Origin of the sequence: Okeania sp. KiyG1, from assembly GCF_014132355.1 — a bacterium.
Taxonomy (GTDB): domain Bacteria; phylum Cyanobacteriota; class Cyanobacteriia; order Cyanobacteriales; family Microcoleaceae; genus Okeania.
The window spans coordinates 85,998-108,798 of the sequence record NZ_BLZO01000068.1; the positions used below are offsets into that span (position 1 = coordinate 85,998).

The 22,801-nt window shown below is 35.1% G+C and carries 9 protein-coding genes and 3 pseudogenes; 5 read left to right on the top strand and 7 right to left on the bottom strand.

Features of this window, described 5'->3' with window-relative positions:
* Positions 1-38 precede the first annotated feature (38 nt).
* From SAGCYANO_RS49235 to SAGCYANO_RS50290, 4 genes and pseudogenes are all read left to right on the top strand, one after another.
* Positions 39-1,517 (top strand): AAA family ATPase, encoded by a 1,479-nt coding sequence (locus tag SAGCYANO_RS49235; protein WP_307785891.1) that lies wholly within the window; start codon positions 39-41, stop codon positions 1,515-1,517.
* Positions 1,518-2,632: 1,115 nt separating this feature from the next.
* Complete coding sequence (locus SAGCYANO_RS14145) at positions 2,633-2,860, top strand: hypothetical protein (protein WP_202220658.1); 228 nt, start codon at positions 2,633-2,635, stop codon at positions 2,858-2,860.
* Positions 2,861-2,879: 19 nt separating this feature from the next.
* Positions 2,880-3,131, top strand: a pseudogene (locus SAGCYANO_RS50285) (transposase); the annotation flags it as partial.
* Between the two features lie 122 nt (positions 3,132-3,253).
* Positions 3,254-3,406, top strand: a pseudogene (locus SAGCYANO_RS50290) (hypothetical protein); the annotation flags it as partial.
* Between the two features lie 276 nt (positions 3,407-3,682).
* Here SAGCYANO_RS50290 and SAGCYANO_RS14160 read toward each other — a convergent pair.
* Positions 3,683-3,826 (bottom strand): hypothetical protein, encoded by a 144-nt coding sequence (locus tag SAGCYANO_RS14160; protein ID WP_202220659.1) that lies wholly within the window; start codon positions 3,824-3,826, stop codon positions 3,683-3,685.
* Between the two features lie 133 nt (positions 3,827-3,959).
* On the opposite strand from SAGCYANO_RS14160, the gene SAGCYANO_RS14165 reads away from it, so the two are divergent.
* Entirely contained in the window at positions 3,960-5,060 is a 1,101-nt protein-coding gene (locus tag SAGCYANO_RS14165) for a PRC-barrel domain-containing protein (protein ID WP_202220660.1), read from the top strand.
* A gap of 327 nt (positions 5,061-5,387) precedes the next feature.
* Here the strand turns inward: SAGCYANO_RS14165 and SAGCYANO_RS14170 are convergent, their stop codons facing one another.
* The 6 genes and pseudogenes from SAGCYANO_RS14170 to SAGCYANO_RS14195 form a co-directional block, all read right to left on the bottom strand.
* Positions 5,388-7,400 carry an adenylate/guanylate cyclase domain-containing protein gene (locus SAGCYANO_RS14170; protein ID WP_202220661.1) on the bottom strand — a complete coding sequence of 671 codons (2,013 nt, stop codon included), beginning with the start codon at positions 7,398-7,400 and terminating at the stop codon, positions 5,388-5,390.
* A 1,776-nt stretch (positions 7,401-9,176) separates the two neighbouring features.
* A complete protein-coding gene (locus SAGCYANO_RS14175; protein ID WP_202220662.1) occupies positions 9,177-10,709 on the bottom strand; it encodes a diguanylate cyclase domain-containing protein in 1,533 nt (510 codons plus the stop codon).
* Complete coding sequence (locus tag SAGCYANO_RS14180) at positions 10,710-15,008, bottom strand: PAS domain S-box protein (RefSeq protein ID WP_202220663.1); 4,299 nt, start codon at positions 15,006-15,008, stop codon at positions 10,710-10,712.
* Positions 14,993-15,484: a response regulator gene (locus SAGCYANO_RS14185; protein WP_202220664.1), complete on the bottom strand. Its 492-nt coding sequence runs from the start codon at positions 15,482-15,484 to the stop codon at positions 14,993-14,995. The genes SAGCYANO_RS14180 and SAGCYANO_RS14185 overlap by 16 nt, the downstream gene beginning before the upstream one ends.
* A gap of 1,379 nt (positions 15,485-16,863) precedes the next feature.
* On the bottom strand, positions 16,864-17,001 hold the full coding sequence (locus SAGCYANO_RS44730; protein ID WP_237396156.1) for a hypothetical protein: 138 nt from the start codon (positions 16,999-17,001) through the stop codon (positions 16,864-16,866).
* Between the two features lie 693 nt (positions 17,002-17,694).
* A pseudogene (locus tag SAGCYANO_RS14195) lies at positions 17,695-19,384 on the bottom strand (transglutaminase domain-containing protein).
* Positions 19,385-22,801 lie beyond the last annotated feature (3,417 nt).

The following is a 22,801-nucleotide window of genomic DNA, read 5'->3' on the forward strand; positions in this document are numbered from 1 at the left end:
CACGGTTGATGGTAATGAGTCGGCAGAAATAGGGGGAAATGGAAGTTCATCGCCAGCGCCTCCAGGAAATAGAGATTGTTTTGGAACGCTGTCAGGCAGAGATTTCTCGGAGAAAGGAGGATGTGAAGGAGCGGGCGCAAGCTTTGATGGAAGGGAAGCAGTATTTTAGAGAAACTCAGCTCAAAGTGGAGCAAATTGAGTCAGAATTGCAAAAATTGACTAAACAACAGGAACAAGGGCAAGGGCAATTAGAGAAAAATAATCGGGAACTATCCAATGCTCGGACAAGATTAACATTCCTGGACCAAGAAATTCCAGCACGAGAAGCTCAATTAACAGAGTTAAAGCAAACTTTGGCCGAGTTGGAAAAATCTCATACTCATAGTGAGTGGCAACAAATGCAGGAGATGATTCGGTCTCAAGAGGCAGTATTACAAGAGCGGGAGGGTGCTTGGCGAGCTGCTCAACAACAACTTCAAGAGTTGGAAAATCAACAAAGACTTTTACAAGAAAAGGTAGAAGCTATTTCTCGTAGACAGTCAGAATATCAAGACCAAGAATTAGCAGCTAGGGAAAATATTAAAGATATAGATAGTCAATTATCGGTTGTGGACGAGCAAATTGCTGAAATTAAAGCAGGTATGGCCAAAGCAGAAGAAAAATTAGGCACAGAAAAACAAAAGCGAGACCAAGCAGAAGCAAGTCTGCGAGAACTTTATTTAGCTAAACAACAATTAGAATGGCAACTACAAAAACTCCAAGAATCTCAGGAGGGACGTCGGGAACAGTTAGTGACTTTGCGGACTCAGTTAGAAGAACAAAAGGCAGAATTACCCGAACAAGTGCCAGAAGTACCGGAAAATATTAAAATAGGAGAATTAGATAAGGAGGTGCGATCGCTACAGAAACAACTTCAGGCCCTAGAACCTGTAAATATGTTGGCCTTGGAAGAATATGACCAAACCCAAAAACGTTTAGAAGAGCTAAGTCAAAAATTAAGTACTCTGGAAGGAGAGCGCACGGAGTTGTTGTTAAGAATAGAAAACTTTACCACTTTGAGACAACGTTCATTTTTTGAGGCTTTCAATGCTGTGAATGAAAATTTTCAGACCATTTTTGCCCAACTTTCTGAAGGAGATGGTTATCTACAGTTAGATGATAAAGAAGACCCATTCAACAGTGGGTTAAATTTAGTAGCCCATCCCAAAGGAAAACCAGTGCAAAGATTGGCTTCTATGTCTGGGGGAGAAAAATCTTTGACAGCTTTAAGCTTTATATTTGCCTTACAGCGTTACCGTCCATCTCCTTTTTATGCCTTTGATGAAGTGGATATGTTTTTGGACGGGGCAAATGTGGAGCGATTAGCTAAAATGATTAAACAACAGGCACAACAAGCTCAATTTATAGTTGTCAGTCTACGGAGGCCAATGATGGAATCATCCGATCGTACTATCGGCGTTACCCAAGCTAGGGGCGCTCATACCCAAGTTTTAGGGATTAAAATGACTAGGTCTTAAATCTATTTGAATAAGGAGTCAGGAGACAGGAGACAGGAGACAGGGTTAGCGGTTTGCTGGTACACAACTATCGTTAATGTCCCTACAGGAGTCAGGAGCTGATTGCTAGTATCAATATCTATGGCAATTTCCGGCAAGAACTGACACATCTGATGGGGATTTTTTGGGCCTTGTCAAAAAAATAGCTGACAATATGATTGGAGGTGATTTGATTGTACGCCAAAAAATTGAAATTAAAACTCAGTAACCAAGAGCGCTCAAAAATGGCTCAATGTGCTGGCCCGTGTTCGTTTGGTTTACAACTATGGCCTCAGTATGGTTAATGGAACTTCTGCCATGACTAAAGTTAACAAGGGTGCAATGCGAAGTTAGCTTGAGTTACACATTACGAATTTTAGAAGCTAAAAAAAGTCTTTACTAACTATGTAAAAAAAGCAACCAGAATATGCCTGGACAAACAATTATTCCTCTCGCATTTACCAAAGTGCTTTTCAACATCTAGGTGAAGCATTTAAACCGAAATAGGGAACCATTCATTAATTGATAATGGATAATGGATAATGGATAATTACCTCTGGTTAAAACTGTCCTTGATTGAATATAAGGAAATATCCTAGTACTTTTTTCCCCTTGAAAGGGTCGGCAGAGTAAGCTGAATTATTTAATTATTAATTATTAATTATTAATTATTCGGTAAGTATCCTAAGTTGAAAAGGAGTAAGTATTTCCTCCGGAATGCTGCGCAAACAGCCGTCAGCTATCAGCTAGCCTCCTATGGTCGGAACTGCGAACTTCAGCTATTGCTTTTAGTTTTAGATAAAAGTTTTACTAATTGAGTCAGAATTTATACTTACTACAAAAACTGGCTAAAACCGTCTATATTTATTTAAACCCCCTTATGAGAGCTGATAGCTGACAGCTAATAGCTGAATGCTTACGAAAAGGAAAAAAGACAGACAATCTTTTACGGTTTATGACAGTAAGGGAAAAGTAACTATTAGTCCTGGCAAAAAAATTAAAATACCAACATATTAAGATTTTTCGATTATGGGAATCAATACCTTATACCACAGCAAGTCAGACTTTTACTATTAGTAGAACAGGGGAAAAATGGTTTGTTAGTTAAAGCAATTGAAGCCGAGTATTTGCCAGTTCATCCACTATTAGATGAGCGGCAATATGAAACTTTTGGTATAGATGTTGGGGTCAAACAATTTGCCAGTATAGCAAATCAAGAAAAGGGGGAAAATGAAGTTTTCAGTCTCCCAGACTCTATTAAATTAGAGCAATTAAAAATGACTAAGTTTCAATGGCGCAACCGTATGGGAACAGCTAGGAGGTAAAGGTAAACCACCTTCAAAAAATGCGATTAAATATTACAAAAAACTCGCGAAGTACCATAGTCGTGTTAAGAACCTGCGCAGGGATTTCATAGAGAAAACTACTACAAAATTAGTGAGAAAAGTTAAGCACGTCTGCTTAGAGAGTTTAAATGTGAAAGGGATGATGCAAAACACTAAATTGGCAGCATCAATAGCAAGGCTTGGATTTTATGAATTTAGGCAACGATTGACAACCAAAATCGTAAGCTCTGGTGGGACAGTAGTGTTGTAGGGACGTTGCATAAGGGCGTCCGTACTGACCAGTGGTTTCCATCATCCAAAACTTGTCATAATTGTGGTTGTATTAACCAAGAATTAAAGTAGGGGCGAACGGCCGTTCGCCCCTACGACCGCACCTTTGACTGTCCTCACTGTGGAATAAGAATAGACCGGGACTTGAATGCGGCACTGGTGCTATCTCAGTATGGGGAAGTTAATCAAGAAAATAGGGAAGGCTGTGCCCGAATTTACGCTTGTGAACTGGAAGAGGGCGACCTCCCTGGTTGAAGCAAGAAGCAAACATCACCCACCCCCATCCCCTCCTGGGAGGGGAGCTAGAGGGGTGGGTCAGGTTTTACCTAGTGAGTGCCAGAATTGTGTAGGTATTGTACAGCAGTGAAAATAAGTTCCTGTGGATTCAAGACCAATAAATTACAATATAGAGATTAGTAATTTCTCTTAACTTTTGACTTTTGACCTATTATAATACTGCCTCGGTCTTACAGAAGAACTAGCGGGACTTTGAAAGCCCCTACTCTTGACGTAGACTGCGGGATTTATCCCTCAGTATCCACCCAATCTTAACATTACAAATACATCAAAATGAGATAATTCATAATATATATTAAGCTTGCTACCAGATTTTCTATCTGGGAAACCAAAACTAAAAAAGCTACCAGATGTGGCTTTAGCCCCTAATCGTAGCAACAGTTGAGAATCCCCGAGCTTTTAAGCCGGGGATAGGTCAAAATGTAGAAATTATTAATTTCTCTTAACTTTTAACTTTTAACTTTTGACTTTTGACTTTTGACTTATTATTAAGAATCGGGATTAAACTATAATGACATTTGAACAAATTTGGCAACGCTCCGATCTGTTAGGAACTCAAGTAATCACTCGTGATAAAGGTAAGCGACTAGGAGTAGTAAGCCAGTTATGGGTAGACGTTGATAGACGGGAGGTAGTAGCTATTGGACTACGGGACAATATATTAGCCGTAGCTGGAATACCTAAGTTTATGTTTCTTGAAAATATCCGTGAAATAGGCGACGTTATCTTGGTAGATGACGAAGAAGTATTAGAAGAAGATATTGATGCTGAAGCCTATAGTAGCCTAATTAATAGCGAAGTCCTCACAGAAAATGGTGAACTTTTAGGTAGAGTTAGAGGTTTCAAGTTTGATACTACAGATGGCAAAGTTTTGTCATTGATTATTGCTTCTATTGGTATACCCCAAATTCCAGATCAAGTTATTAGCACTTATGAACTGTCAATTGATGAAATTGTGAGCAGTGGGCCAAATCGCCTGATTGTGTTTGAAGGTTCTGAAGAAAAACTCAAACAGTTAACAGTGGGGGTATTAGAACGTTTAGGTTTAGGAGAAGCACCTTGGCAAAAAGAGGAAGATGGATTATATTATCCTCCCACTGTGAAACCTGATAATCAATTAGGTACAGGACAACCAGCGACTCGGGAACCTATTCGGACAGTAGCACCCTCAACTCAAGAAGCGTGGGATGAAGATTGGGCAGAATCGGAACCCAGAAGACCTAGAGTTGTTGAACCTGAACCTATTTATGATGACTACTATGAAGAAGAAATGGCTCCCCCTCCACGTCAGCTAGAGCGAGAAGCAGTTTATGAAGATTATTATGAGACAGAAGCAGTTGTTGCACCACCAGTAACCCGTCAGGAAAGACAAGCTCCTACTTATGATGAGTATGAAGAAGATAATTGGGGAGAGTCAGGTGGATATGAGTATGAAGAGGAGAAATATGAACAGAAAGAATATAAACCTGCTTCAGAATATGAATATGACGAAGATATAGAAAAAGATGCCTGGGCTGATGATGAGGCTCCAAAACCCTATCAAGCACCTCGTGTAAATATTCCTCAGAAAACTAAGATGCCAGAATATGAAGAAGAACCTGGTGGTTATTAAATCAATGGATAATGGATAATGGATAATGGATAATGGATAATGGATAATGGATAATTAGGGCTTGCCGATCTAACCTCAAAGTCTTTATACATCAGGTTTGAATATTTTTAGGTATCAAAAAATTCTAGCTTTTAGGTAGTTCCGGTTCAATTTAGTAGCATATTTTGGGTAGATTATGGTAGAAAAATTAAGGGAAGATTGTTCCAACGACCTCTTCTATAATTCCCATTCCTCCTGGATTTACCGATTCAGGTTCCTGACTCCTACTTTTACCACTCATACTTTTTCAGCAAGCCCTAATAATTAATAATTAATAATTAATAATTATTAATTGTTGAACACTCCCTTAAGAAAATAAGTAGTCATATCTCCTTTCCCTTTAATTGAAACCTTACCCCGTTGTTCAAATACAAATTTTTGCTGGAGTCGCTGATATACAATACTGGTAACTTGAATTTTACTAGAAATACCAGTAGACTCCATCCTAGACGCAATATTTACAGTATCGCCCCACAAATCATAGATAAATTTAGTTTGACCAATAACTCCAGCAACCACAGGCCCAACATGGATACCAATTCGCAAGGTCAAAGGTTTTCTTAGCCGAGCGTTTATGTGATCGAAACTAACCTGCATATCTAGTGCCATATTAGCGATCGCCTCTAAATGGTTGTCTTGCTGCACTAGCAAACCACCAACTACCATATAAGCATCCCCAATAGTTTTGATTTTCTCTAAACGATGTTTTTTAGTCAGTTGGTCAAACTTAGAAAAAATTAAATTCAGAAAATTTACAAGTTCAATGGGAGAAACATTTGAGCAAAACTCAGTAAACCCCACTAAGTCAGCAAATAACACGCTCACATCATCAAAGCTATCAGCGATCGCCCTGTCTTCTTGTTGTAGACGTTTAGCTATTTTAGCTGGCAAAATATTGAGCAATAACTGTTCCATTTGTTGTTGCTGAAACTTCAAAGCTTCCTGCGCAATTTTTCGATCGGTAATATCAGAAACAGTACCCTCGTAATACAATAATTTGCCCTGAGAGTTATGTACAGCACGAGCATTTTCAGAAACCCAAATTGTATGACCATCTTTGCAATATACTAAGGACTCAAAATTATATACAGCATTATCTGCTTTCATTGCTGCTACAAATTTTTGCCTGCGGTTAGGATCGTAATAAAGCTGTCGAGAAAGATCTTTAATATTTTTGAGTAACTCTTCTGGTGAAGAATAACCATACATTCTTGCTAGCGCCATATTTGCACTAATAAAACGCCCAGAAGGAGTAGTCTGAAAAATACCATCAACAGCATTTTCTACGATACCATGATATCGTTGTTCTGCAATTCGGAGAGCTTCTTCTGCTTGCTTATGTTGGACTAAAGAAGCTAATTGGGTAGCTGCTGCCTGAATTAATTCGACTGGATAAAGTTGGAAAGAAATAACTTTTTTTTTAAAGAAAATCAAGACTGCTAATACCCGAGCGTCCGCAATAATTGGCACTCCAAAAGCTGCTTTTAATCCTACTTCTGCAGCTACTTTTGACTCGATTGAAAAATCTTCTATCCACTGTGGTTTTTGGGATGCCCAAACTTTACCAGGCAAACTATTATTATAGGTAAAAATTAACTTTGAACTATGAGTTCCAAATCGGTCTAAATGAGGTTCTCTAGCATACCAAACTTGACTATATTCAATTACATTAGTAACCTCATTAGGAATCCATGCTTCACTAAAATCCCAATTAATTAGTTGGCAACAAGACTGAAGAATAATTGCTAATGCAGAATTAAAATCATCGGCATTATTAATAGATTGAGTTGTTTCTAATAAAAACCTAATTTCTGTTTCAGCTCTTTCTTTTTCTGCTATTTCTGCTTGCAATTGTAGATTCTGCTCTGTCAATTCTTGATTTTTTTCATTTAGTTGTGCTTGTAAGGAACTAATCATTAATTGATTTTTGACTCGTGCTAAAACTTCCCGAATTTGAAAAGGTTTAGTAATATAATCAACTGCTCCTAGTTCAAAAGCTTTAACCTTATCTAAAGAGTCATCTAAAGCGCTAATAAAAATTACTGGAATATCACAAAATTCATCTAAAGCTTTTATTTGTTGACAAACTTCATAGCCATCCATTTCTGGCATCATTACATCTAATAATATTAAATTAGGAGGATTAGCTCTAATTATTTCTATAGCAGTTTTGCCACTTAACTCTGTCCTAACTTGATAGCCATGACGCTTGAGCAAGGTTGACAGAAGCCGTAAATTCATAGGCAAGTCATCAACTATAAGTATATAGTTTGATGAAATAGTAGTTAACTCTAGGGACATACCTTCGAGAAGTAATAATATAGTTAATCAGCGATCGGCGATCGGCACTCAGCAGTAAATGTGTGTGTTTGCGGAGCATTCCGGAACGGAAAGGGGGTTGAAGTCCCTCCGCTCACCTTGCGGTTTATAGGAACTGGGAATTTCGACCCAGAGCTGCGCTTAAGCTGAAGTCCGCAGTTATTACCTAGGAGGCAAGCTGTTTGCGGAGCATTCCGTCAGTAAATGTACTTAAGCTCATAGGTAGTTAAAATTTAGTATAGCAGCTCTATTGAAATTTGATAATCTGTAATATCATGTCCGGTTGAATAGTTATAAATAAACAGCGGAGGAGTCAGTCCTCAGGAGTCAACCCACCCTCGCCCCTCCCCCTCCCTGCCAACCCACCCCTAGCTCCCAGGAGGAGGGGAAGTCAGTCCTCAGGAGGGAAGAAAGAAGGAAGAAGCAAGAAAAAAGAGAAAGTTTTTTTATCACTAATTATCCGGACATAATATAACATCAATTCCTCTTGGAATCAGGAAGGCAGAAGGTAGAAGGCAGAAGGTTTTTTCATCACTCATTATCCGGACATGATATTATTGGTTATTTACCGAAAAATTGTGGTTTAAAGCCTTCTATTTTAAGGGGATAAAAAGAAAAATTTTCCTGTTCGTCAATCCTATGCGTTTTAAAGGAGAAGTAATTATTAATTATTAATTATTAATTATTAATTAAGGTATCTTAGATCATGTCCGGTTGAATACTTACACTTTGGAATCAGGAAGGCAGAAGGCAGAAGGCAGAAGGTTTTTTCATCACTCATTATCCGGGCATGATATTATTCGTTATTTACCGAAAAATTGTGGTTTAAAGCCTTCTATTTTAAGGGGATAAAAGAAAAATTTTCCTGTTCGTCAATCTTATCCGTTTTAAAGGAGAAGTAATTATTAATTATTAATTATTAATTATTAATTATTAATTAAGGTATCTTAGATCATGTCCGGTTGAATACTTACAGTTTGGAATCAGGAAGGCAGAAGGCAGAAGGCAGAAGGTAGAAGGCAGAAGGTTTTTTCATCACTCATTATCCGGACATGATATTATTCGTCTATTTACCGAAAAATTGTGGTTTAAAGCCTTCTATTTTAAGGGGATAAAAAGAAAAATTTTCCTGTTCGTCAATCCTATGCGTTTTAAAGGAGAAGTAATTATTAATTATTAATTATTAATTATTAATTATTAATTATTAATTAAGGTATCTTAGATCATGTCCGGTTGAATACTTACAGTTTGGAATCAGGAAGGCAGAAGGCAGAAGGCAGAAGGTAGAAGGCAGAAGGTTTTTTCATCACTCATTATCCGGACATGATATTATTGGTTATTTACCGAAAAATTGTGGTTTAAAGCCTTCTATTTTAAGGGGATAAAAAGAAAAATTTTCCTGTTCGTCAATCTTATCCGTTTTAAAGGAGAAGTAATTATTAATTATTAATTATTAATTATTAATTATTAATTATTAATTAAGGTATCTTAGATCATGTCCGGTTGAATACTTACAGTTTGGAATCAGGAAGGCAGAAGGCAGAAGGCAGAAGGTAGAAGGCAGAAAGTTTTTCATCACTCATTATCCGGACATGATATTATTGGTTATTTACCGAAAAATTGTGGTTTAAAGCCTTCTATTTTAAGGGGATAAAAAGAAAAATTTTCCTGTTCGTCAATCTTATCCGTTTTAAAGTAGAAGTAATTGTTAACAATTAATAATTAATAATTAATTGTTGATGACTTTAATTTCTAGATTTAATTTATAGCTTTATCTACTCTACTAACAGTGCAGTTTCGTTGTTGATTTTTTGCCTCATAAAGTGCTTGGTCTGCAAGAGAAATTAACTCTGCAGGTAACCGATCTTCTTGAGGAATCATACTTGAAATACCCAGACTAATTGTAACATATTCATTGATTTCAGATTTAGCATGAATAATTTTCAGATTTTGCACTTCTAAACGGATAGTTTCAGCAATTATAAAAGCGTTTTTAGCATCAGTATTAGGAAGAATTATTGCAAATTCTTCTCCTCCATAACGAGCTACTAAACTTCCAGAAATATCGACCATTTCATAAATAGTTTGAGCGATTTTTTTTAGGCAATCATCTCCTGCTTGATGACCATAACTATCATTATATAATTTGAAATAATCCACATCACAAATAATTAGAGAAAAAGGCAAATTCTGTTGTTTCATTATCTGCCATTCTTGGTCTAAATATTCATCAAAATGACGACGATTAGCTACCTGAGTCAAACCATCTAAGGTAGCAAGTATATGCAGTCTTTGATTAGCTAGTTTCAGAGTATATTCTGCTTTTCTACTTTGAATCATTACTCCTAAATGATTAGCTAATGCTTTAACTAAATCAATTAATTGTTGATTTTTTGGAGTAACTTCTTTATTGAAGAAAACCAAAATTCCTAATACCCGATCGCTCCATAAAATCGGTACAGCAAAACAAGATTTGAATCCGACTTTGATAGCTTGATCGTAACGTTGCAAAAAATTAGAAGATGTCTGACAAATATCTTCTATCCATTCTGAATCTTGAGATTGCCAAACTCTACCAAGCAAGCTTTTATTATAAGTAAAAGTTAATTTTTTACTATCATCTCGGAATTCATACAAATTTGGTTCATTAGTATAACAAGCTTGACTATGTACAATTTTAGAACTATCAGAATTAACAAGCCAAGCTTCACCAAAATCCCATTTAATATTTGAACAAATATGATTGAGAGTAACTTCAAGTGCTGAATAAATATCTGAAGTAGCAGTAATTTTCTGAGTAGTTAATAACAAAAAACGAATTTGTTCTTCAGTACGTTGACGCTCAATAATTTCTTGTTCTAGCTTAGAGTTTCTCTCTTTTAATTCCATTTGTAGTCTATAAGTAGATAGTTGATTTTCAACCCGTGCTAATACTTCTCTAATTTGAAATGGCTTGGTAATATAATCTTTACCCCCTACTTCAAAAGCTTTAATTTTATCTACTTCTTGATTATAAGAACTAATGAAAATTATTGGTATTTCTTTAGTTTTTTCAAAACTTTTTAATTTTTGGCATACTTCATAGCCGTCTATATCCGGTAAATCAATATCAAGTAATATCAAATCTGGCAGAGAAATCTGTGCTCCATTAATTGCAATTCTACCATTAATAGCTTTTCTGACATAATAACCATGATGCTCGAGCATACTTGCTAATAACCGTAAATTTTCCGGTGCATCATCAACTACTAAAATATTTGCTGGTAAATTTTCATATTTTTTTTGCTTCATTTATGCCTCACTTTCTATTAATTCAAGGATGATATCTAAACGAAAATTTTCTACTAAATTTGTCAAACAATTAATTAAGTCAATTTCTGTTTCAGGAATTTGCTGAATTAGCTCACTGACTATTTGATCGTTAACAGATAATGCAGCAAAATGTAATTGCTCTAACCATTCAGGAGGCATAATGCTTAAAGATTCTTTTGTAAGTTTTATTTGAGGTTCTCTAGTAGTAGAATTTGATGTTATTTCTTGATACAGATAACGTACTCCCAAATAACTCGCCAACTTTTCCAACAATATATCTTCTGAAAAAGGTTTAGCAATAAAATCATCACAACCTGCTGCCAAAATAGCATCACGATCTTCATCAAAAGCACTAGCAGTTAAAGCAATAATCGTAGTTGCTTGACCAAAAGATGTTTGCTTAATAATTTTAGTTGCTTCATAGCCATTCATAACTGGCATAATAATATCCATAAGAATTAAATGAGGTTGCCAAGTTTGACAAATAGATATGGCTTGTTTGCCATTCTCAGCATTCTTAATTTTAAATCCTAAAGGCTGAAGTAACTGAATTAGTAACTGACTGTTTTCTGGCACATCTTCCACTACTAAAATTCGATAAGTAGGTTGATGAGGTTCTAAGCCGATAATTTTATGTTGATTAGATAATATTGTTGTTTTGGCTATTTCTATAACTTCAGCAACAATATCAAAAGTAAAAGTTGTACCTTTTCCTACTTGACTACTAACAGATATATCTCCTCCCATTAAATTAACAAATTCCCGACTAATAGGTAAACCCAAACCAGTTCCTTCTATTGATTTTTTACCAGTTTTTGTTTGAACAAAAGGCTCAAATAAACTATTTATTTCTGATGTTTCAATCCCTGGACCAGTATCTGTAATAGTAAATTTTATCTGCCCTAGTTGGTGATGATTAAATACTGATAATGTAACTTTTCCTTCAGATGTAAACTTGACTGCATTACCTAAAATATTAATCAGAACTTGACGCAACTTCCCTTCATCAGTTTTGATGATTTCAGGTAAATCATCGGCTACTTCAAAGATTAGTTGCAAGCCTTTTTTTCTGGCTTTTAGCATCATCATATCTTTTATAGATTGGAGCAGTTCTTCTAAATCAAAGCAACTTTCTGTTAAAGTAGCTCTACCTGCTTCAATTTTCGACATTGATAAAATATCATTAATTAAATTCAGTAAATGGTCTCCACTACGATTAATAATTTTTAACTGCTCAATTTGCTCCTCATTTAAAGAATTATCCCGCACCAACAATTGGCTGAAACCCAAAATTGCATTTAAAGGAGTACGTAATTCGTGAGTCATAGAAGCAAGAAAATTACTCTTAGCATGGTTAGCAGCTTCCGCAGTTTCTTTAGCATTTTTGAGTTCAACTTCTCCTTGTAAACGTTCTAATTCTGCCCCCACCCGTGCAGCAAAAATTTTCAAAATCAACTCATCAGAAGAATTAATATCCATTGGTGCAACATCCATAACTGTTAACAAACCAAGAATTTTGCCTTGGGAATTACACAGAGTAATACCCCAATAACTTTCTAAATTTAACTCAACTAACCAGACATCTTGGGGAAAAAGTTGTTGTAAAGAATGTGGATAATAACAAATTTTCCCCTCTAATACTTTCTCACAAGGAGTGCCTACTATATGATAACTGATGTCTTTTATCACTTGATCGCCATTCCACAATGCTCTGACATAGAGTGTTTTTTCTGCTTCCTTCCATTCATTAATACAAGCATAATCAAGTTGTAGCACTTGAGCTAGACTCCGAACACAAGCACCGAAAAAATCATCTCCTGTATAAGAAGCAGTACCTTCAACAATAAAACGTAAAGCTTCCTCCCGTTCCTTTTTCTCTGTGATATCAATGCCAAAAGATTGAATTTCAATTAAACGTCGGTCTCGATCTATTATTGGTTGATTTGTCCAACTAACCCAGCGCTTTTCCCCAGAAGCAGAAATGACTTGATATTCTGAAGTTGTTGGAGATAATTTTTTCTGAATTGATTGAATATTTTCCTGTACTTGCTCTTGAACTATTCCATCTGGCATTAGTTCTAAAAAATTACTGCCTAATAATTCAGTTGAGGACTTGCCAAAAAATTGACAGTAGTATTGGTTAACGAATGTGAGCGCACCATTTGGCTTGCATCTACAAACCAGTACACTGTCCTGTGACTCTACCAGTTCCCGATAACGAATTTCACTTTCTCTTAAAGCTTCTTCTATCTGTTTGCGGTCGTTAATATCCTGTAGAGACCCTACCATCCTAACAGGAGTTCCATCTTGCTCCCAAAGAGCTTGACCTCTAGTTAAAACCCACTTATAATTCCCATCTTTGCAAAGTATACGATGCTCAACAACAAAATTAGGAGTCTCTTGCTTGAGGTGACTCTTCATCAACTCCATCACCATTTCACGATCGCCTGGATGTATCCGACTGTACCATTCATTGTAGTGGGGTTGAATTTCATAGTCTTCATAGCCCCATATAGCCTTCAACCGAGATGACAGAAAGGTTTCATTTGTTGTAATATTCCAGTCATAAATCCCTTCATTATTGCCTTTTAATACTAACTGCCAACGTTCTTCGCTTTTTTTGAGTGATTCTTCTACCTGTCTGCGAATCTGAATTTCTTGCTCTAATAGTTCATTTTGTGCAGATAATTCTTGTCGTTGTTGTTTTTCTTGTGCTAAAAGATTTACTTGAGCGATGGCAATACCTACTTGAGCTGCCACTGCTTCCAACAATTCTATTTCTTCTGCTTTCCAATGACGAACATAACTACATTGGTGTACCCCGATCGCCCCATTAGTTTTTCCTTGATAAGAAGTTCTAATTGCCATCATTGACCTGAGCTTGAGTTGCTTACATAGAGGTAAAACTTCTTGGAGCAGAGGTTCAGCATAGATATCATCAGTAGCAATTGCTAAGTCTTGCGACAACATTAACTTAGCGTGATAATTACTTAATATGGGAATTTCTAAATTAGGGGGTAACTCTAGACTGTAGCTCTGATACTGAGCCACTATGGGAATTCGTGGTACAGGAAATTCTGAATAAGTATGAATCAAGCAGCGGTCTGTATGTAAAACTCTAGCTATTTGATTTGCTGCAGTTTGGTATACCTGTTCTGGTTCTAGACAAGAGCGAATTTGATGGGTAATTTCTCTGAGTACTAATGCTCTTTGCATTTGTCTCTCTAGAGAGCATTTTGCTGTGGATAGTTCTATTTCTGCCTCTTTACGCTCTGTAATATCAATCGCAGCACTAATGTAACCGGCAAAAGTGCCATTAGGAGTAAATCTTGGTTTCGCTGTATCTACTACCCATCGATACTTGCCATCAAACCGACGCAGACAATATTCCATCTGAAAGGCAGCAAAAGTTTTGTGACTGTGTGTATACATTAACCGACAGTGTTCTCTATAGTCTGGATGAACCAATTTTAACCATTCATTTGTGATAGCATCAGATAAGTTGTATCCGGTAAATTCTAACCATGTTTGATTAAAAAATGTGCTGTTACCATTAGTATCTGCTACACGGATCATCACAGCGATACCATCTGCCATAGAGCGAAAACGGGCTTCACTTTCCTGTAGTGCTTGTTGTGCAACTACGCGCTCGGTAACATCTACTTGCACCCCTACATAATGAGTTAAAGCTCCAAAGCCATCATGTACTGGAGAAATTGTCACTTCATTCCAGAATTTTCTACCATCTTTGCGTATATTTTGCAAGACTACCGAACATTTTTTTCCCGTGGCGATCGCTTCTCTCAATTGTCTGATTTCTGGTTGATTTGTATCAGTACCTTGTAAGAAACGACAATTTCTACCAATCACTTCAGAAATTGAGTAACCTGTAGTTTTTTCAAAACCTGAATTAGCATATATTATTGGGCGTTCGTCTACAGTTAAGTCGCTAATTACAATTCCTTGAGGGGCTGTAAATATTGCTCTTTCTAATAGTTTTAAATGTTCTTGTTCGCGACGATTTTCTGTGACATCTTTAAGAGTTAAAAGATAAGCTTTGTTATCTTCCCAAATAATTTCTCTTATATGGGTTTCTATAAATAAAATTTTTCCTGATTTTTGTCGAATATATATTTCTGTTTCATTACCATTTACAAGAGGCAAACCTATTTCTTCATCGATTAACTCTGTAGCTGATTTTTCCCATAACAATTCTGTTGCTGGGTTAACAAAAACTATTTGACCTTCTCTGTCAATAATCATCAGACCTTCTGACATATTAGTAATAATAGCTGATAGATTATATTCATTTTTCGCTTTATTTCTATTTCCTTTTCTAGTTGCTTATTTTTTTCTTCTAATTTGATATGTAGTTTTTTGATTGTCAGTTGAGATTCTATTCTTGCTAATACTTCTTCTCTCTGAATGGGCTTACTAATATAATCTATTCCTCCAGCTTCAAATCCTTTTATTCTTTCCGTAGTATCAGATATCTCACTCATGAAAATTACTGGTATATTATGAGTGTTAGGATTTGTTTTCAGTTGTTTGCAGACTTGATAACCATCTATTATTGGCATTTTTACATCCATTAAAATTAAATCTGTCTTACTATCTATTACAGATTTTAATGCTGATTTACCAGAATTAGCTTGTTTTATTTCATACCCTTTACTGCGGATAATTTCAGATAAACAAGATAAAATATGGGGACAATTGTCTACTATAAGAATTGTAATTTTATCGTTATTCATAATTAGATTTTTTCTACTTGGATTATTTTATTTACAAATTACGACTTAATATTTGCAGCATTCTTTATGTATATATTCCCTGACTATATAATAATTATATACCAATTTTATCGAGGTTATATATAGCATTTTCATCTTGGTCATAAAAACTCAATCACAGAACAGAACAGGCCAAAGGAAACAGGTAGCAGGTCATTTCAGTTATCAGTTATCAGTTATCAGTACCTCTGCCTGTTTGCGCAGCATGACAAAGGTCAAGTAAAGTGAATTGAAATATTGAACTTTATTTTTTTCATCCCCTTGTAGAGCGGTAGCTCGCGGCGCAGCCAAGGGGAGGCTTGAGACCTTATTTTTTGGTCGTACAATTTTTTTTTCGTTCAAAAAATAAAGACAATCTAGGTTGACAAATCATTTGAAAAAGATACGTTGCAGTTACTTTTCTCTGTTATCTTTCAACTAAAGTATTTTTTCCTGATATGAAACAATAAAATTTTGACTATATATTTAACTGTCAAAAATTGCAGTTAGGGGGAAGCTTGTATAGCATGATTTTTCATATAACCATGGTAACGTAGTGTTATACCACCAAGAGAATATTACAAATTATGTAGGTCATTTCAGTTATCAGTTAGCCTCCTATGGTCGGAGCTTTCCTATGTTCATGCTGCGCAAACGCTAACAGTTATCAATTATCAGTTAGCCTCCTGTGGTCGGAACTGCGCCCTTCAGTACCTCTGTTTGTTTGCGCAGCATGACAAAGGTCAAGCATCGGGATTGAAAATACTGAATCGAATATTTTTTTCATCCCCTTAAAAGGGGAGGCTTGAGACCATATTTTTTGGTAAGGAAGCTAGAAATTCCCTTGTTAATATGTGTACTTTATATACGAAAATCTGCTGTATCAAAAGCTTATATGAAGTCTCATTAATTAGCCAAGGGTCATTTCAGTTATCAGTTATCAGTTATCAGTTAGATGTAATACCAATTTCATAAAATATTGCTACAGTGGTTTTCTGTGCTGGTCAGAATTTAGAGATTAATACTGTAACGACCTTTTTTGAATTTGGTATTACAAAATGCTCTGACTAAAAGTTTAAACAAGTTAACCCAAAAAGTAGTAGCTCGAATAACTGGATGGGAATTTATTGTTAATGCTTTATCAATGGCCAATATTTAGGTAGCGTTGGCGCAGCCTAGCGTAGCTACATCGCCTGTCAGTATCCAATATTTCAAAAGTGATCGCATCCAAGTATTTGTAACATTCTTTTTTTTCTTCCTTCTTCCTTCTGCTATACAACTAGCAGATAAAATGTCACAAAAAAAAGGCGATAATTTCATTATCGCCATGATTAAAAATGGAAGTAGAGAAAAAAATGTCTTCAACGGTTGTTTTTATCCCTTTGTTGACGTCTGCGATCGCGCCACTCAGCCGCCGTTAAATATATCACACCTCCAGTAACAATTAACATTAGTCCTGATGCTACTATCGCCATAATATTTATCACTGTTAATTCCACAACTCCTCCTCAAATTTTAGATTTTTTATTTTATAGCAGGGAACAGGCAACAGGCAACAGGCAACAGGCAATAGTGGGAAAAATATTTCCTTGTCTAAGGTTTATTAAAAGAGGGAACAGGCAACAGGCAACAGGGAGGAATAATTGATAATTTATGGATAATAATTGATTTTATTTCTAATTTTTGGAGATGTCTATTAGTCATACTAAATCCAGTTATCAAAACCACATTTTTAAAATTATTCTCTAACCCTTCTGTCTTCTGCCTTACCTTCAGAATAAAGGTTCTTTGTAAACCGGATTTAGTATCAGTTCGTATTAATTATTCTGATGTACCGAATAATTAAGGTTTAAAGCTTCTCCATTTTAATTAGGGTTTGCTGAAAAAGTCTTATGGGCAAGGGTAGGAGACAGGAGACAACCCACCCCTAACCCCTCCCAACCCACCCCTAACCCCGACCGTGGAGGGGAGGGGAAGACAGGAGACAGGAGAAATGGGAATTAATTAGGAGGTAGGAGGAAGAATAATCAAGGGATTATTCTGCGCAACTATGAGCCTAAAATGCTAATTTTTTGAACCATTACGACCATTAAGCTTGGACTTTTTTGACAAAAAATGGCTAAAACCTTTATCTGTCAATGCTTTTAGATTTAATCAGCAAACCCTAATTATTAATTATTCATTATTAATTATTAATTATTCGGTAGCTCTTCTAAAATGGTAAATCTGACATGATTAATTGCCAAATTACCAATAGAAACTTTTTCCTTATTAACAGGTATCCCCTTATTTTTCAGAGTTTCAAACTTAATTCCTTTACCAATTTCCACATGATACCAAGCCAAACCCATAAAAAACCTTAACGGATAAGGTCCTCCTTCTTGTAAATCATCAGGGTTTGATTCCATAGGAACCCAACCAAAACCAGGCAGATAAAATTCTAACCACACATGATTAAATTCTGGCTCTAAAGGCACACCTTTTCTATCAGCAAAAGCCGGACATTTATAGCGACCTACTGTACGACAAGCAATACCATTTAATCGTGCCAAAGCTAACAATAACCCTACATATTCTCCACAAGAACCAACACCTCTTTCTAACACAATATCTGGAGTATCAATCTTAGCTGTTACCCCATAAGAAAGTTGATCGTAGACATAATTCCGAATATTCAGCAGTTGACGCAATATATTTTTTTCTTGTAAAACAGCATCTTTTGCAGCCTGGATAACTATCTCTTTATCCATCGCCAAATTATCATTATCTACCAGATATTTTTCCTGAAAACCTTCTGGCAATTCCGGAATATTTTCTACATTAAAAGGTTGAATTTGGTACTTAATTGCCCTGACTTCTAATAAAGCCTTCCAACCAAATATACGTCTTTCACTTTGACGCAATGGTTTAAACCTAAAAACAGCAACTTTTTCACCATTTTGAATCTCTTCAGTAAAAGGTATTCCTATAGGAGAAATTTCCCTAACTTTTTGACGATGAGTTTCTGATGGTAAAGCAATACGCCACTCTAAATCTTCTAAAAAAACTTCATCTAATGGCTCTAATTCTTCAACATAAGACATCTCTATTAAAAACTATTAGAAACAGCATATTTTTCCTGTTCATTGTAATAAAAATAAAGAGGATGTATAAAAGAGCGATCGCGCTTACTCAGCTCATACTGTCTTTCTGAATTTGGGTCATCCCTAATATAAAGTTCATCTCCAGCATAAGCGACATAAAGCTGTCTTTCCCCTGTATTTATATCCAGATAAAATGCTAGTCCCGTAGGATTTTCAAAAGGAGTCAGTACACTAAACTTAACTTGACCAGTTGCTCTTTCTAAACAATAAACAGTTTGCTCCTCACGGTCACAAAGCCACAACTCTTCATTTTGTACTGTAATATTTTCAAAACCTATTCCTGGAGCATAAAACCCAGTAATTTTTGTCTAGTATTTTTGTCTAATACAAAAATCCTACCTAGTTTTTGACAAGTGACATAAACTGTTGATTCCCAAACAGCAATTCCATCAGCAGCGTAAGGTAAAGTGAAAAAATGTTGCCATTTCAGGCGTCCCTCTGATGAATTACCAATTGCATTAGAACAGAAATAAACTTCATTTTCCCTTGTCAACCAAAGAGTATCTTTCCACAGTGCGATACCTGTAACGTCAATAAATTCATTAGTTTGAAAGGGGTTAATAACTGTTGTATTATCTGTTTTTGGGTCAATTTTTAGCAGAAAACCACGATTTTTGTCAATGGCGTAGAGAGTCTCTCTAGAAAAAGCAATACTATGTAGTGAGGCAACTCCAATTGGTCTAATAGTCCTTGGCCCAGAAGATTGTTTTTGCATACTTTTAGGTGATTCAAAATTCATGTTAAATTCAGAATAAATACTTCCGCAGTAGGTTTTGAGTATAGCAATTCCCATACTGGTAAGGTACAAAATTCTAGGTTTCAGGGAACAGGGAATAGGGAACAGGGAACAGGGAACAGGGAACAGGTATAGAGAGAATATAAAATAGAATAGAAATAAAGATAGGTGTACCTCATTAGCCTGGGAAACGCTATATTCATTTACTAAACTGTTAAGTATTTAAGCTATATAACTTCTTTTTAAAGATTTTCTTTAACACAGAACATAAAATCTAAATGCGTTTTAGCTTACTATATAATTATTGATCAAATTAAATCGTTGCTCCTAATGCTTGAGAAAAAACTTATATTTTGTCAAACAAATATCCGATTAAATAGATGTATAAAAACTTAATACTGTTACTTGATTATACCCATTTTATAGCAATCCTAAATTATTGGCGATAATTTGATTGCTTCGGCTTTTCTCCCATACCTGTTCCCAGCTCCGGTGTTCCCTGTTCCCTCAAAACATAAAATCTAAATCCGTTTTAAATATATGTATAAAAATTTAATACTGTTACTTAATTAGACTCATTTTATAGCAATCCTAAATTATTGGCGATAATTTTATTGCTTCGGCTTTTCTAATTCCCAGCTCCGGTGTTCCCTGTGCCCTCAAAACATAAAATCTAAATGCGTTTTAGCTTACTATATAATTATTGATCAAATTAAATCGTTGCTCCTAATGCTTGAGAAAAAACTTATATTTTGTCAAACAAATATCCGATTAAATAGATGTATAAAAACTTAATACTGTTACTTGATTATACCCATTTTACAGCAATCCTAAATTATTGGGGATAATTTGATTGCTTCGGCTTTTCTCCCATACCTGTTCCCAGCTCCGGTGTTCCCTATTCCCTCAAAACATAAAATCTAAATCCGTTTTAGCTTACTATATAATTATTGATAAAATTAAATCGTTGCTCCTAATGCTTGAGAAAAAACTTATATTTTGTCAAACAAATATCCGATTAAATATATGTATAAAAACTTAATACTGTTACTTGATTAGACCCATTTTATAGCAATCCTAAATTATTGGCGATAATTTTATTGCTTCGGCTTTTCTAATTCCCAGCTCCGGTGTTCCCTATTCCCTCAAAACATAAAATCTAAATGCGTTTTAGCTTACTATATAATTATTGATCAAATTAAATCGTTGCTCCTAATGCTTGAGAAAAAACTTATATTTTGTCAAACAAATATCCGATTAAATAGATGTATAAAAACTTAATACTGTTACTTGATTATACCCATTTTATAGCAATCCTAAATTATTGGCGATAATTTGATTGCTTCGGCTTTTCTCCCATACCTGTTCCCAGCTCCGGTGTTCCCTATTCCCTCAAAACATAAAATCTAAATGCGTTTTAAATATATGTATAAAAATTTAATACTGTTACTTAATTAGACTCATTTTATAGCAATCCTAAATTATTGGCGATAATTTTATTGCTTCGGCTTTTCTCCCATACCTGTTCCCAGCTCCGGTGTTCCCTATTCCCTCAAAACATAAAATCTAAATGCGTTTTAGCTTACTATATAATTATTGATCAAATTAAATCGTTGCTCCTAATGCTTGAGAAAAAACTTATATTTTGTCAAACAAATATCCGATTAAATAGATGTATAAAAACTTAATACTGTTACTTGATTATACCCATTTTATAGCAATCCTAAATTATTGGCGATAATTTGATTGCTTCGGCTTTTCTCCCATACCTGTTCCCAGCTCCGGTGTTCCCTATTCCCTCAAAACATAAAATCTAAATCCGTTTTAGCTTACTATATAATTATTGATAAAATTAAATCGTTGCTCCTAATGCTTGAGAAAAAACTTATATTTTGTCAAACAAATATCCGATTAAATATATGTATAAAAACTTAATACTGTTACTTGATTAGACCCATTTTATAGCAATCCTAAATTATTGGCGATAATTTTATTGCTTCGGCTTTTCTCCCATACCTGTTCCCAGCTCCGGTGTTCCCTATTCCCTCAAAACATAAAATCTAAATGCGTTTTAGCTTACTATATAATTATTGATCAAATTAAATCGTTGCTCCTAATGCTTGAGAAAAAACTTATATTTTGTCAAACAAATATCCGATTAAATAGATGTATAAAAACTTAATACTGTTACTTGATTATACCCATTTTATAGCAATCCTAAATTATTGGCGATAATTTGATTGCTTCGGCTTTTCTCCCATACCTGTTCCCAGCTCCGGTGTTCCCTATTCCCTCAAAACATAAAATCTAAATGCGTTTTAAATATATGTATAAAAATTTAATACTGTTACTTAATTAGACTCATTTTATAGCAATCCTAAATTATTGGCGATAATTTTATTGCTTCGGCTTTTCTCATACCTGTTCCCAGCTCCGGTGTTCCCTATTCCCTCAAAACATAAAATCTAAATGCGTTTTAGCTTACTATATAATTATTGATCAAATTAAATCGTTGCTCCTAATGCTTGAGAAAAAACTTATATTTTGTCAAACAAATATCCGATTAAATAGATGTATAAAAACTTAATACTGTTACTTGATTATACCCATTTTATAGCAATCCTAAATTATTGGCGATAATTTGATTGCTTCGGCTTTTCTCCCATACCTGTTCCCAGCTCCGGTGTTCCCTATTCCCTCAAAACATAAAATCTAAATGCGTTTTAAATATATGTATAAAAATTTAATACTGTTACTTAATTAGACTCATTTTATAGCAATCCTAAATTATTGGCGATAATTTTATTGCTTCGGCTTTTCTCCCATACCTGTTCCCAGCTCCGGTGTTCCCTATTCCCTCAAAACATAAAATCTAAATGCGTTTTAGCTTACTATATAATTATTGATCAAATTAAATCGTTGCTCCTAATGCTTGAGAAAAAACTTATATTTTGTCAAACAAATATCCGATTAAATAGATGTATAAAAACTTAATACTGTTACTTGATTATACCCATTTTATAGCAATCCTAAATTATTGGCGATAATTTGATTGCTTCGGCTTTTCTCCCATACCTGTTCCCAGCTCCGGTGTTCCCTATTCCCTCAAAACATAAAATCTAAATGCGTTTTAAATATATGTATAAAAATTTAATACTGTTACTTAATTAGACTCATTTTATAGCAATCCTAAATTATTGGCGATAATTTTATTGCTTCGGCTTTTCTCCCATACCTGTTCCCAGCTCCGGTGTTCCCTATTCCCTCAAAACATAAAATCTAAATGCGTTTTAGCTTACTATATAATTATTGATCAAATTAAATCGTTGCTCCTAATGCTTGAGAAAAACTTATATTTTGTCAAACAAATATCCGATTAAATAGATGTATAAAAACTTAATACTGTTACTTGATTATACC